General features: G+C 55.9%; 17 protein-coding genes. 4 read left to right on the top strand and 13 right to left on the bottom strand.

What is annotated here, in order from left to right:
- The first annotated feature begins 45 nt into the window (after positions 1–45).
- Together msrA and paeA are read left to right on the top strand one after the other, a co-directional pair.
- A complete protein-coding gene (gene msrA, locus AU511_RS01865; protein ID WP_094108590.1) occupies positions 46–687 on the top strand; it encodes a peptide-methionine (S)-S-oxide reductase MsrA in 642 nt (213 codons plus the stop codon).
- A 231-nt stretch (positions 688–918) separates the two neighbouring features.
- Complete coding sequence (gene paeA / locus AU511_RS01860; RefSeq protein WP_094100464.1) at positions 919–2,247, top strand: polyamine export protein PaeA; 1,329 nt, start codon at positions 919–921, stop codon at positions 2,245–2,247.
- Between the two features lie 198 nt (positions 2,248–2,445).
- Here paeA and AU511_RS01855 read toward each other — a convergent pair whose 3' ends face one another.
- From AU511_RS01855 to AU511_RS17960, 5 genes are all read right to left on the bottom strand, one after another.
- Positions 2,446–2,652, bottom strand: a complete 207-nt coding sequence (locus AU511_RS01855; protein WP_026739210.1) for a DUF1107 domain-containing protein — start codon at positions 2,650–2,652, stop codon at positions 2,446–2,448.
- Positions 2,653–3,082: 430 nt separating this feature from the next.
- Complete coding sequence (gene cysQ, locus AU511_RS01850; RefSeq protein ID WP_094108589.1) at positions 3,083–3,823, bottom strand: 3'(2'),5'-bisphosphate nucleotidase CysQ; 741 nt, start codon at positions 3,821–3,823, stop codon at positions 3,083–3,085.
- A gap of 479 nt (positions 3,824–4,302) precedes the next feature.
- Positions 4,303–4,671: a DUF2502 domain-containing protein gene (locus AU511_RS01845; protein WP_094108588.1), complete on the bottom strand. Its 369-nt coding sequence runs from the start codon at positions 4,669–4,671 to the stop codon at positions 4,303–4,305.
- Positions 4,672–4,837: 166 nt separating this feature from the next.
- Positions 4,838–5,110 (bottom strand): oligopeptide/dipeptide ABC transporter ATP-binding protein, encoded by a 273-nt coding sequence (locus AU511_RS17615; RefSeq protein WP_276207158.1) that lies wholly within the window; start codon positions 5,108–5,110, stop codon positions 4,838–4,840.
- A 9-nt stretch (positions 5,111–5,119) separates the two neighbouring features.
- Positions 5,120–5,323: a hypothetical protein gene (locus AU511_RS17960; RefSeq protein WP_240503743.1), complete on the bottom strand. Its 204-nt coding sequence runs from the start codon at positions 5,321–5,323 to the stop codon at positions 5,120–5,122.
- A 650-nt stretch (positions 5,324–5,973) separates the two neighbouring features.
- Between AU511_RS17960 and AU511_RS01835 the strand changes: the two genes are divergently transcribed.
- The gene (locus AU511_RS01835; protein ID WP_094108587.1) at positions 5,974–6,843 is read left to right on the top strand and encodes a nucleoside-specific channel-forming protein Tsx; all 870 of its coding nucleotides are present in this window, start codon (positions 5,974–5,976) and stop codon (positions 6,841–6,843) included.
- Between the two features lie 79 nt (positions 6,844–6,922).
- Here AU511_RS01835 and fklB read toward each other — a convergent pair whose 3' ends face one another.
- Positions 6,923–7,543: a BamJ family beta-barrel-assembly machinery protein gene (gene fklB / locus AU511_RS01830; protein WP_094108586.1), complete on the bottom strand. Its 621-nt coding sequence runs from the start codon at positions 7,541–7,543 to the stop codon at positions 6,923–6,925.
- 221 nt (positions 7,544–7,764) lie between these two features.
- Between fklB and AU511_RS01825 the strand changes: the two genes are divergently transcribed.
- Positions 7,765–8,487, top strand: a complete 723-nt coding sequence (locus AU511_RS01825) for a LysM-like peptidoglycan-binding domain-containing protein (RefSeq protein WP_094108585.1) — start codon at positions 7,765–7,767, stop codon at positions 8,485–8,487.
- A gap of 166 nt (positions 8,488–8,653) precedes the next feature.
- Here AU511_RS01825 and rplI read toward each other — a convergent pair whose 3' ends face one another.
- From rplI to AU511_RS01790, 7 genes are all read right to left on the bottom strand, one after another.
- A complete protein-coding gene (gene rplI / locus AU511_RS01820) occupies positions 8,654–9,106 on the bottom strand; it encodes a 50S ribosomal protein L9 (RefSeq protein ID WP_026739200.1) in 453 nt (150 codons plus the stop codon).
- 41 nt (positions 9,107–9,147) lie between these two features.
- A complete protein-coding gene (rpsR, locus tag AU511_RS01815; RefSeq protein ID WP_000135199.1) occupies positions 9,148–9,375 on the bottom strand; it encodes a 30S ribosomal protein S18 in 228 nt (75 codons plus the stop codon).
- Positions 9,376–9,379: 4 nt separating this feature from the next.
- The gene (gene priB, locus AU511_RS01810; protein WP_094100472.1) at positions 9,380–9,700 is read right to left on the bottom strand and encodes a primosomal replication protein N; all 321 of its coding nucleotides are present in this window, start codon (positions 9,698–9,700) and stop codon (positions 9,380–9,382) included.
- Between the two features lie 6 nt (positions 9,701–9,706).
- A complete protein-coding gene (gene rpsF, locus AU511_RS01805; RefSeq protein WP_026739199.1) occupies positions 9,707–10,099 on the bottom strand; it encodes a 30S ribosomal protein S6 in 393 nt (130 codons plus the stop codon).
- Between the two features lie 39 nt (positions 10,100–10,138).
- Positions 10,139–11,068: an esterase gene (gene yjfP / locus AU511_RS01800; protein WP_094108584.1), complete on the bottom strand. Its 930-nt coding sequence runs from the start codon at positions 11,066–11,068 to the stop codon at positions 10,139–10,141.
- A gap of 152 nt (positions 11,069–11,220) precedes the next feature.
- Positions 11,221–11,838 carry a peptide chain release factor H gene (gene prfH / locus AU511_RS01795; protein ID WP_094108583.1) on the bottom strand — a complete coding sequence of 206 codons (618 nt, stop codon included), beginning with the start codon at positions 11,836–11,838 and terminating at the stop codon, positions 11,221–11,223.
- Entirely contained in the window at positions 11,835–12,956 is a 1,122-nt protein-coding gene (locus AU511_RS01790) for an RNA ligase RtcB family protein (protein ID WP_094108582.1), read from the bottom strand. The genes prfH and AU511_RS01790 overlap by 4 nt, the downstream gene beginning before the upstream one ends.
- Positions 12,957–13,177 lie beyond the last annotated feature (221 nt).

The following is a 13,177-nucleotide window of genomic DNA, read 5'->3' as shown; positions in this document are numbered from 1 at the left end:
ACCCTAACCGATAACGATGATCCAATCAGCAAATGGGAGCTCAACGTGGTCTCACTTTTTGATAAAACGCAGTCGATAAGCCAGGCCGACGCGCTGCCAGGCCGGTCAACCCCGATGCCTGTCGCCCGGCTTCATGTGGTCAATCAGCACTCGATGACGCATGTCCCGGAGGGCATGGACGTCGCTATTTTCGCCATGGGCTGTTTCTGGGGCGTAGAACGCCTGTTCTGGGAGCAGGCGGGCGTTTACAGCACGGCGGCCGGCTACAGCGGTGGTTTTACGCCTAATCCGACCTATCGGGAGGTCTGTACCGGCAAAACCGGTCATGCGGAAGTCGTGCGGGTGGTGTTCGACCCGACGATCATCAGCTACGAGAAGCTGCTGCACATCTTCTGGGAAAATCACGATCCGGCTCAGGGGATGCGTCAGGGGGGAGATGTCGGCACGCAGTACCGTTCAGCGATCTACACACTGACGGTACAGCAGGAACAGGCCGCGAATGAGAGTCTGCAGCGCTTCCAGCAGGCGATGGCCGCCGCGGGCGATAAGCGAACGGTCTCCACCGAAATCGCGGAGGCCGGACCGTTCTACTATGCGGAAGATGAGCATCAGCAATATTTGTACAAAAATCCGGAAGGGTATTGCGGGCTAGGCGGCATCGGCGTTTGTCTGCCGCCACAACGCTGATTTCACGGCATGCCGTCGCGTAAAACCGGCGGCATTTTTCCCTCGTTGACACGCTGTATTAGCGACCCGCCGATCGCCGCACGCCAGTGCTGGCGGTTCTTTAAGCGCTCCTGCTATAATGCCGCCGACATGAGGCTGATAACCGGCCTTGTCCACGGCTCCCTGCCGTCGGTTCATGATTATTTTCCTTCCTGAGGATCGCCCTGTCTATTGAGGCAAAGCGAAAAAACTATGTTAAACAGTTTGTTATTAATTATTTTTCTTATCGCCGTTAGCGCGTTTTTCTCCGTATCTGAAATTTCCCTGGCTGCATCGCGCAAAATAAAGCTCAAACTCATGGCCGACGAGGGCAACCAGAACGCTGAGCGCGTGATGAAGCTCCAGGAAACGCCCGGTATTTTCTTTACCGTGATTCAGATCGGCGTCAACGCCGTCGCCATTCTCGCCGGTGTCGTTGGCGATGCCGCCTTCTCCCCCTACTTCAGTATGCTTTTCGAAAATGTGATGTCGCCGGAGATGGCCGAGCGCGTCAGCTTTATTTGCTCCTTTGTGCTGGTTACCAGCCTGTTTATCCTGCTTGGCGATTTGACGCCGAAACGCATAGGCATGATCGCCCCCGAAACGGTTGCCGTTCGGATCATCAACCCCATGCGCTTCTGTCTGCTGATATTCCGGCCGCTGGTCTGGCTGTTTAATGGTTTGGCGAACATGATCTTCCGGATGCTGAAGCTGCCGATGGTGCGTAAGGACGACATTACGTCGGACGACATCTACGCGGTGGTGGAAGCCGGCGCGCTGGCCGGCGTGCTGCGCAAACAGGAACATGAACTGATCGAAAACGTGTTCGAGCTGGAATCCCGCACCGTCCCGTCTTCCATGACCTCGCGCGAAAGCGTGGTATTTTTCGACCTGCATGCGAACGAAGAAAGCATCAAGGAGAAAATCGCTCAGCAACCGCACTCCAAATTCCTGGTTTGCGACGGCCATATCGATCAGATCGTCGGCTACGTCGACTCTAAAGACCTGCTGAACCGGGTGCTGGGCAATCAAAGCCTCGAACTGACCAGCGGCGTCCAAATTCGCCCGGCGCTGATTGTGCCGGATACGCTAACGTTGTCCGAGGCGCTGGAAAGCTTCAAGACCGCGGGCGAAGACTTCGCTGTGATTCTGAATGAATATGCGCTGGTGGTCGGCATCATCACCCTCAACGACGTGATGACAACGCTCATGGGCGACTTGGTGGGACAGGGGTTGGAAGAGCAGATTGTCGCCCGTGATGCCAACTCCTGGCTGATTGAGGGCGGCACGCCAATCGACGACGTGATGCGCGTGCTGAATATCGACGACTTCCCCCACTCCGGCAACTACGAAACCATCGGCGGTTTCATGATGTACACTTTACGTAAAATTCCCAAGCGGACCGATTTCGTGCGTTTCGCGGGCTACAAGTTCGAAGTGGTGGATATCGACAGCTACAAGATTGATCAGCTGCTGGTCACTCGACTGGAAGACAAACCGGCCGGTAGCGCTGGTCCAGATGTCACCATCGTGCAGCCTTAAGGCTGTCTTTCCTTCATTAAAAAAGGCCCGTAAAGGGCCTTTTTTGACGCTGGATAACCGCGTGGCGTACCGGTCACCCTCATACCGGCGCAGAGCCGAACCTGTTCTTTTTTACACATCACGCATCAATTCTTTGCATGTGTCGCAACAGTCCAGTCCGTCGTCTCCAGCATTTTATAGCGAGGGTGGCAGTCGGCGTTAAGCCAGCTCTGACTGCAGTTTCATGACCTGACGGTTGACCTCAGACATGACTTCAAGATGCTGCTTGTCTTTCTTTTTCGGCAATAAAATTTTGCCGTAGTCGAACTCAAAAGCACCGACCCCTTTGATGTACAACCGTCCACGAAATAAGGTCTTCACGTATTTGGCGACTTTAAAAGGGTTATAGCGTTCGAAGATCCTCATACTTCCTCTCCTTACGTTGTTCCAGAAGTGCGTCTCCTGCCACCAACCCGGTACAGGGTGTATGACGCACCAAGCTTTATCCTACATTTAGGGTAGATATTTAATGGGAAGTTCCCTATAAGCCAGCATTATTTATCGCTTTTACATTAGTTTACGGAACAGAAAAACGCAAAATTTGATAAATCAGAATAAACCTTCAAATTCCAGGGTAATACAGCGCAGCGTTCGCCAGTGACGTCTTCCGCCATTTCAGCCGGCTCATTTATCCCGTGCGGTGTTATATCGTCTTTTTATGACGAAATGACGACAGCGCTTAAAGGTTTCGGACAATCCTCATAAAACTTTAACGCGCTTAATGTGAGAGAGGGCGTGAATAGCCATTGTGGGGCTCCGGGCCAGGCACTTCGGCCCGGACAGCCCTTAGACGAGATTAATACAGGGAAACGCGAAATCCGGGATTGAGAAACGATTCGCGAGGAAGATAAGACAGCGGCTGTCCTTTCCAGTCATTGACCTGCGCGCCCGCCGCCAGCGCCACGGCATGCCCTGCGGCCGTATCCCACACGCTGGTGGGCCCGAAACGCGGATAAAGCTGCGCTTTTCCTTCCGCCACCAGGCAGAATTTCAGCGACGAACCGATAGCGACGGTTTGGTGGTCGCCTAACTGGGCGAGGTAGTCCTGCAGTTCCGCATCCGCATGGGAACGGCTGACGACAACCAGCGGCGGACGCGCGTCCTGCACCTGGATCGGCAGACGGACGCCGCACTCCTCTTTCCAGGCTTTACCCTCCGCTGCGGCGTACATCACGCCGGTCACCGGCACATAGACCACACCCAGCACCGGCTTACCGTCTTCGATCAGCGCGATATTGACGGTGAACTCACCGTTGCGGCCAATAAACTCTTTTGTCCCGTCCAGCGGGTCCACCAGCCAATAACGCTGCCAGTGCTGGCGTTCAGCCCACGGCGGCGGATCCTCTTCAGACAACAAAGGGGTTGTGGGATAGGCGGCCGTCAGCCCGCTGGCAATAACTTTATGCGCGGCGATATCGGCCGCGGTCACCGGCGAGTCATCCTGCTTATGTTTAACTTCAACCGGTTCCTGTCCTTCATAGATTTGCATGATGGCGTCACCCGCCTCACGCGCTAGCTGGCAAATATGATCTAGCATGATGTCTCCTCTCTACCGGTTGCCGAGGCCGCCTGACGCCCCATCGGATAACGCTGAAAAGGGATGAGCCGGCCATAATCCTACAGGCGATGGCCGCTTACGCACGCCCATCATCTTCATGGATGATACTTCATCTATTCATCATGATTATATGGGATATGCTCTTCACTACCACCTCACGAAGGCACCTCATCGTAAGACACCCGCAGGCATGGGAATGACGGTCACGCCTCGCCACGTAGTACCCGAGAGTCCTCTAAGGCTCTTCGTGCCATATCAGGAGCACATCAGGGCCGCTGAGATGCAGACAACGATGTGGATTTTCACGATGTCAGGGGATTCAGGACTCGCGCCGCCAGTGGGCCGGCGTGGGCTGAAAGGCTGAAACGACAAGGGATGCCGCAATTGCTGGCATCCCTTGAGGTTCATTCATGGCTGGTCAGGCATAGCGGGGTGAGTTCGCCCCCCCTGAATGATGATTACCGGCGATGATCGTCGTCCCGATGGTGACGACGCCCACGTTCGCGATCGCGATCCCAGCCTCGGTCAGGCCCGCGGTGGTGGCGATCCTCCCGATAGACCCGCGGCGGCGGCTGCACGACAATCACTCTCGGCGGCGGCTCGTAGTAATGGCGCGGCGGCGGAGGCGGCCGGTGGTAATGGTGACGTTCACGCCAATAGTCAGGATCACGCCAGTAGCGGCCATCCCAGTAGTAACCTCGTCTGTCGCGATCGCCAATGTGTAGCTGAACGCCCGGCAGCGACAGGCTCAGGCTGTCGGCTTGCGCGGCGGGCGCCGTATACATCACGCTTGCCAAAACGGCAGCGAACAACAGCGGTTTAATCATAATGATACCCTCTGCATAGCCGCGATGCGGCGTATGCCAACGGTATACGGGGATTCCCCCCTACGCTCTATCGGAAAATGGCTAATTTCCTGTTATTAAGCTTACACCAGCATTTCCTGCCACAAAAAGGCCGTCATGCCATACAGAGTCGAACAAAATTCGTTCATCACACCTGCCAGTGGTGACAAAACACCTGATGTTCCGCCGCCACGCGACTCTCCTCAGGCACCCGCTGCCGGCAGAGCTCGCTGGCCTGCGGGCAGCGCGGCGCAAAGGCGCAGCCCGCGGGTAAGTGAGCCAGATCCGGCGGCGCGCCAGAGATGCTGACCAGACGACTTCCTTTTTCCAGCCCGCCTTGCGGCCGGGTGCCGAGCAGCACGCGCGTATAAGGGTGACGCGGGCTGTGCATCAGCTCGGCCAACGGCGCCTGCTCGACAATGCGTCTGCCCTACATCACCGCGATTCGATCAGGGACTTCCGCCGCCGTCATGCCAATACGCACCTTGGTTTCGGCATGAGCAGCCGTCGGCAGCGTCGCCCCCACCAGCAGAACAGTCAGAGCCAAACGAGTCAGAGAAAACGAGAGGCCGGAACAGTGTTCTTCCATCAGCAGCGTTCCTTCATGCGTGGTGGCGGTTTCCTCCACCTGCACCTAAGCTGCGCACCCATCCAGCTGTTAAGTCATCGTTTTGACGTATTGAAAGTCGGTATATCTTCAACTTTTAATTAATTAGGCGCGGACACCATTGGTATGAACTTATTTCGAAAGAAAAAAACGGGTAAGCCGTGATGCAAGCCAAACTTTCCTCCAGCCATTCGGTGGATACTCTCGCCCACCGCAGACGACATCCCCCGTCCGCGCTGCCTGTCCCTTCGCTGGTGCACCTTCAACATGTCTTTCACCAAAAAGAGGCGAAAGACTCAGGCCTTAGGCGGATTTTTCGTTGCAACGTTCGTCATTGATTGCATCAGGTAACAAAATGAAAGGCAGCGATGAAGCCGATTTTTTCTGGTATGTCATTTGCTTCTCACAAAAAGAAGTCGAGGGACTTCGATCTAGGCCGGGCATGACAATGATGTGGCAGGGATACTCAACGCTAGCCGTCATGCGGCCCTCGACTCGGTGAGCAGCGGCTGCGGAGAAGGTATTCGCGAAAGGCCGCCAGATACGCGCTCACTTCCCACTCTTTTGTGAAGCGTGCTGTCAGCAGTTTGCGGCAATATCGACAGCGCTTTGCTTGCCTTCAGTACGCCGACACTTTTAACGAGCAGGACACGCTCTTTGTTTTAACGAGGAAATACATGAAGAAAATCGCCTTTGCCGCCTGTACGCTACTGGCTGCGTCTTTTAGCGCGGCTTCAGCCGATAGTCAGTACGTTTCAGACTGGTGGCACCAGAGCGTCAACGTGGTCGGCAGCTACCATACCCGTTTCGGACCTCAGCTGAATAACGACCTTTATCTGGAGTACGAAGCCTTCGCCAAAACAGACTGGCTCGACTTTTACGGCTATGTAGATGTTCCCAAATCGTTTGGCATCGGCAACACGCCCGACAGCGGCATCTGGGACAAAGGATCTCCGCTGTTTATGGAAATCGAACCTCGTTTTTCCCTCGACAACCTGACCGGCACCGATCTCAGTGTGGGCCCCTTCAAACAGTGGTACTTTGCCAATAACTATATTTACGACCTCGGGCATAACGCCGACGGCCGTCAAAATACTTGGTATATGGGGCTGGGCACCGATATTGATACCGGCCTGCCGATGAGTCTGTCCCTCAACGTCTACGCCAAATATCAGTGGGAAAACTACCAGGCGGCCAATGAAAATCAGTGGGATGGCTATCGCATCAAAATAAAATATTTTGTACCGATAACGCCGCTGTGGGGCGGCAACTTGAGCTACATCGGTTTCACTAACTTCGACTTCGGTTCCGATCTGGCTAAAGACAGCAACTGGGTCGACGGCAATGGTAAACGGGTGCGGACCAGCAACGCCATCGCCTCAAGCCATATTCTGTCACTGGGCTACGACCATTGGCACTACGCCCTCGTCGCGCGCTATTTCCATCACGGCGGACAGTGGCAGGATGGCGCGGAGATTGGCACGCCGCAGGGGCCGATTAAATCGACAGGATGGGGGTATTACGCCATGGTGGGATATAACTTCTAACGATGCGCGTCGACGCCCGGCGTCATCGTAATAAAACCTGATGTCAGACAGCCCGTCGACTGTCTGACATCTTCCTGTATTACAGGATTTCCAGCAGCTCAACTTCGAAAATCAGCGCGCTGAACGGCGGGATGGACGCGCCTGCGCCACGTTCGCCATACGCCAGTTCCTGCGGAATATACAGCTCCCACTTGGAACCGACCGGCATCAGCGTCAGTGCTTCCACCCAACCGGGGATAACGCCGCTCACCGGGAATTCCGCCGGCTGACCGCGCTGTACGGAGCTGTCGAAGACCGTACCGTCGATCAGACGACCGGTGTAGTGCACACGCACACGGTCCTGACGGGCGGGAATGTCGCCTTCGCCCTGAGTCAACACGCGGAACTGAAGACCGGATTCAGTGCTGCTTACGCCTTCTTTCTGCACATTCTCTTTCAGGAAACGCTGACCTTCTACTGCCAGCTCACGCTGACGTTCGCGACGTACCGCGTCCGCACGGTCATGAACTTCACGCAGCGCGCGGTGAACGACGTCGACCGGTACGGCGGGCGCCTGTCCGTCAAGAGCATCACGCAGGCCAGCGACCAGCGCTTCAGGAAGCAGACCTTCCAGACCCGATTCCTGTAACTGTTGACCGATCTGCAGGCCGATGCCATAGCTTGCCTGGGCTTCTACGCTGTCATAAGAAGGCGTTGTCATTGATGTTCCTTTTTCTGTAAAAATAGCGAGCGTGCAGCATAACAGCGTGAGGTTTATGGGTAAAATTTTCTCTGCCCAGCCCCGCTGGACGCGCATTGACACACCTTGTGACCGATAGCGTGTACTCCGCCCCAAAAGCGCGCTGACTTGCTGGCTATCCTTAAAGGATTACCGATATACTCAAGGCGTTTTTACCTTACACGGTAGCAAGAGAGGTCATCATGGGCAGAATCGCGCCCAGGAGAAGTAAAAACCGCTGGGATTCCCGCACGCTGTGGCAATCGTGCCTGCGTTGGTGGCGCCAACGGCCCTGGCAGTTCAGCACCGCCGATGAAACGCCAGCGCGGAGATCGTCCGCATCTTCCGCCACGCGGCGCAATCCTTGTGGCCGAGTCTCGCTGCTGTTGCGCCAGCTGTGGTATCTGCCGGACGGCTTTCAATGGATGGAGCCGCTACCCTACCCGCATCGTCGCTGGCTGCTGATTGCGGCGGCGTTGCTGCTGATCGTGCTGCTCTGGCCCTATTCTCCAACCCCGCAGCCCACTCGCGCCGACAACCCAACCAACGTTCCGCTGACCTCAGAGCCGACACCGGTTCAGGCCAGGTTGGCGAATCCGGCGCCGCGCGCTGACTCCGTCCCCGCGCCGGAGCAACCCGAAGCGCCATCTGCCGCTGCCGAAAAACCGTGGCAAAATTATCAGATAGCCTCGGGACAAACCTTGGCGCAGCTCTTCCGCGATCATAACCTTCCGGTCAACGATGTGTTCGCGATGGCGCAGGTCGAAGGTAACGACAAACCGCTCAGCAGCCTTCATGCGGGACAAAAAGTCAGACTGCGGCTGAATGCCCAGGACGTCGTGTCGGAATTAGAGATTGATACGACGGATAACCAGACGGTGCAGTTCATCCGTCAGCCGGATGGCGCATTTGTTCGTACACGCTAGACATAGCGTGATGACGGAATAAAAAATCAGAAGTTGTAGGAAAGCGGGCGCTTTCTATTAGTGGAGAGTGCTCTTGTCACGACAGGTCCAAACTCGATTTCCCTCCCCCAGAAATGCAAAACGCTGGCACAAGGCCAGCGTTTTACGACGTTAACGTCAGCGTAAATTACGCTTCAGCAACGATAACCACGTTCAGCTTAGCGAAAACGTCGCTGTGAACCTGGAAGCTCACTTCGTGTTCGCCCAGAGTACGCAGAACGCCTTCCGGCAGACGGACTTCGCTTTTCGCAACTTCAACGCCTGCTGCGGTAACCGCATCAGCGATGTCACGCGTGCCGATAGAACCGAACAGTTTACCTTCATCACCCGCTTTGGAAGCGATGGTGACGTTAGCCAGTTCGTTCAGTTTAGCGGCGCGAGCTTCAGCTGCGGCCAGAACGTCAGCCAGTTTGGCTTCCAGTTCGGCGCGACGAGCTTCGAAGAACTCAACGTTTTTCTTGGTTGCCGGCACAGCTTTGCCCTGCGGAACCAGGAAGTTACGAGCGTAGCCCGCTTTAACGTTTACCTGGTCGCCCAGGCTGCCCAGGTTTGCTACTTTATCAAGCAGAATAACTTGCATTACCTTATCCTCTCAAAGTCTTGTTATTAGACAGCGGCCGATTACTGATGACGATCGGTGTACGGCAGCAAAGACAGGTAGCGCGCGCGCTTGATAGCACGGGCCAGTTGACGCTGATATTTTGCACGCGTACCGGTGATACGGCTCGGTACAATTTTACCACTTTCAGTGATGTAGTTTTTCAGCGTAGCGATGTCTTTATAGTCAATCTCTTGAACGCCTTCCGCGGTGAAACGGCAGAACTTGCGACGACGGAAATAACGTGCCATTTGGCTAGTCTCCAGAATCTATCAATTCAATCTGCTCGGCATGTAAGACAACTTTGTTCAGGCCATTGCGCCCTTGGTGGCAACTGATGAAACCATGAACAGTGAGTTGCATGCCGACCGTTATACTGTGAGTTAATGCTTGTGACTGATGTCCACTGACAACCACGGGCATACGACACCATGCTTGCCGGTTTAATCCGGCCTCCTCTTGCAAAGAACGGTGCTCAAGCACGAACTGGCAGTGAGGAATGCCTGAAGGACTGACTTTTCGAATGGGCGTCTTGCACACGGTGCCGGACAGTACCAGTCGATTCGTCTTCGTCACGGCAAATTACTCGGCAGAATCCCCAGCTTCAGCATCATCGCTGGTTTCTGCGAAATCTTCACGACGCTCGCGGCGCTCGTCTTTCGCTTTTACCATCGGAGAAGCTTCAGTTACCGCGTGTTTAACGCGCATAACCATGCTGCGGATAACGGCGTCGTTGAAGCGGAAGTTTGTTTCCAGCTCGTCGATCACTTCCTGCGGCGCTTCCACGTTCATCAGAACGTAGTGAGCTTTGTGCAGTTTGTTGATCGGGTAAGCCAGCTGACGGCGGCCCCAGTCTTCCAGACGGTGGATCGTACCTTCAGCACCAGTGATAGCACCGGTGTAACGTTCGATCATACCTGGAACCTGTTCGCTTTGGTCAGGATGAACCATAAAAACGATTTCGTAATGACGCATCGAATTGCTCCTTACGGATTATTCAGCCTCCTGTCAGGGTCAGCCGCGGCCCATGGAAGCAAGGAACGTAGTTGTGTGCGGCCGAAAAAATGACGCGCAATTATAAGTGCCCCGAACAGGTAACACAAGCGGCAATGTGGCGAAGGAGCGGAAAGGCCGCGCATGAAATACGCAGCCTTGAGTTAAACAACGTAATTGGCGACAGGATGGAAGCGGCGGCTCACAGGTGCTGGCGGAAAAAGCGGGCGCCGCCCGCAGCGCGGTGGGGGTGATTTTATGGCCGATATCGGCCTCCGTCAGATAAGTCACGTTCGCGTCCAGCTGACGTTTGGCCAACGCCTGATACAAACGTTCGGTCTCACCGGCCGGCACCAGCGTATCCGCCAGCCCATGCCACAGCAGCAGCGGTCTGTCAGACACCTTCTCCAGTTGATGCCCCACGTCGTAAGGTGCAAGCTGCTCCGCCAGCGACGCCAATTGCGGCGCGTTCTGCGGTGCATCCGGCGCGACCGGAGGGAACAGCGCTTGCGACAGCGACGACACATAGCCCGACCCCATAAAGGCCCCTACCACATTGATCCATGGATACTGTGTCATTGATGCCAGCGCCGTCATTCCCCCCAGAGAAGCTCCGCAAACGCCGATCCGCCCGTCGTCAATCAACCCTAACTGACGAAAATGCGCCACATACGCCGGCAGCTCTCGGACATTCTGCTGAAAAATATCCCAGAAATGACGCAAACGCCGCGCCTCATCGCCATCGAATCGCGCGCCGTGCATCGGCGCATCCGGGGAGACCACGCGAAATCCGGCATGCGCCAGCGCGTAGGCGAAATAGGAGTAAACCTCCTTCGAGGAGGTAAAGCCGTGAAAGAAGAAAACGGTGGGCAGAGGCTCCGACTGTTTCCCTGACGGCGTGGCGTGCAACGCCTCAACGCCGTTTATCGTAATTACTGAGATTTCAATCATCTATGCCTCCTCCCTTTTATCGCTCATCTGCCCGCCAGAGCCGTCGGCGGCGCATCCACTCTCATTACCATAGCGCCAAACACGCCGGTGGGATGAAAGGAAATCCCCCAACCATAGATAAAAAACGGCAAAGCGTAACGACTGACTGCTGACTAACCGCAGGGTTCGAAGCGCTCGCCTTTGAACACCCGAACGGGGTTGCCACGCTCAATCTGCTGGTGACAACGATGTCGCTGCTCCCGCAAGGCCGCCGTCCGCTGCTGGTGCTGCTGCCGTAACCGCCACTCGATCAGCTGAAGCGCCAGCCGGCGATTGGCATGCTGACTGCGCTCGCTTTGCACCCGTACGCTGATGCCGCTGGCGACATGCGTCGCACGAACGGCAGACTCGGTTTTGTTGACGTGCTGACCGCCGGGACCGGAAGAACGGAGCGTCTCGATACGGATCTCGCCATCAGTGAACGTGTGTTGCGGCGTGAAACGCTGCACGCCGATAAACCAGTTTTTTCGTCCCGGCCCTTTACGCCAAGGACTGGGACAAACCCACTGCAACGTTCCGCACCATAAATTCGCCAGTGCTTCCTCGGCGTCGCCCTGCACTAGAACCAACGCGGATCTCAGCGTTCCCGGCCGGTCTCCAGGTTCGCTTTCCACCACTTCCAACGTGACGGACAACGCGTGCGCCTCGCGCGTCAGCGTGTGCAATGCCTTGGCGGTCGCCAACATGCACTCATCAGGCCCTTGCGCGGCGGATAGCTGTAAAAAAATCATGCGACGCCTCCCCGCGTTTTATACGTCAACAACGGCTTCAAACGTGCAATCGGCGTGATAAGTCCCGCGTTCTCCAGAGAGGCGATGACCGTATCAATCGACTTGTACGCTTGAGGCGCTTCCTGAAACATCAACGCTTTATCCTGACAGATGACGCGGCTGCCCAGCTCGGTGCGCGCCAGATCCTGCACGCTGTAACGCTGTTCGAGCCGCGCTTTGCACTCGCCGCGCATCCATTTGCGACCTGCGCCATGCGCCAAAGAGAACAAGCTCACCGCATCAGGCATCGGCTGTACCAGATAGCTGTAATCGCCGCGGGAACCGGGTATGACGACCGGTCCCGCGTCGGACGGTGTGGCACCTTTGCGATGCAGCCAGCCAGCCTCACCGTCGATTGTGGTCGGCGTCACCAGATTGTGAGTCACATCCAGCAAGGCTTCGCCTTCTGCATGCCAACGTTGCAACATGCGGCGGGCGATGCACTGCCGGTTGAACTCGGCGAAGCGCAGCGCCTGCTGATGCTGCCGCCAGTAATCATCGGCTTCGGGCGTGCCTTCCAGTACGCCTTGGTGCCCATGCTTTCGCAGGTGACGTTCCAGAATCGTCTGACCTAGCCCGCGCGATCCGCTATGCACTAACAGCAACAATCGCCGTGCATCCGGCATTAGTGATTCGAAGAGCGACGGCTGGTAGACCTGGTCCACCTGTTGCAGCTCCGCAAAATGATTTCCGCCTCCCAGCGTCCCGAGAGAAAACCGGTGAAGCAGCATATCGTCGGGAACCTCCGGCACGTCATCCAACGGACCGTCGATATTGCCGAGCCTTTTCTCCAGCTTATCCAGAGAAATTTTTCCGGCCTGCAAGCCGGTGCGCCAAAGTGCCATGCCGCAGCCGATATCGTTGCCGACCAGCGCAGGATAAAAACGGCGGAGAGAGAAAAAAGCGGCCCCAATGGGGTAACCGCGACCCGGATGCAGGTCCGGCATGCCGGACACCCGCGCCATATCCGGCAGACCGGCGGTAGCGGTCAATTGCTGAATGGCGGTATCATCAATCCAGGTGTTTTGCGACGCGATCACATTCACGCGCGCAGAGATAAAGCGAATCGTATTGCCCATAGATCAATCCTGTTGATCAATTAAAAAAAAGAATGCGTGGGCAGGCAGGGTCGGGACAATACGCGAAGAAAAAGAGAACTGCGGTGATTAATCCTGACGCGGCCTGCAAAGGGTTGGATGTGAATAAGTCATACTGAACCTCCTTTGCAATGCGATAGGTGAGTGGAAATGAAGACGACCGAATATTACGACTGTAACAACGCACCTCGCAAGCGAAAAAT

The sequence above is a fragment of the Lonsdalea iberica genome (genome assembly GCF_002111585.1).
Taxonomy (GTDB): domain Bacteria; phylum Pseudomonadota; class Gammaproteobacteria; order Enterobacterales; family Enterobacteriaceae; genus Lonsdalea; species Lonsdalea iberica.
This window is presented reverse-complemented; position numbering and strand designations above follow the sequence as displayed.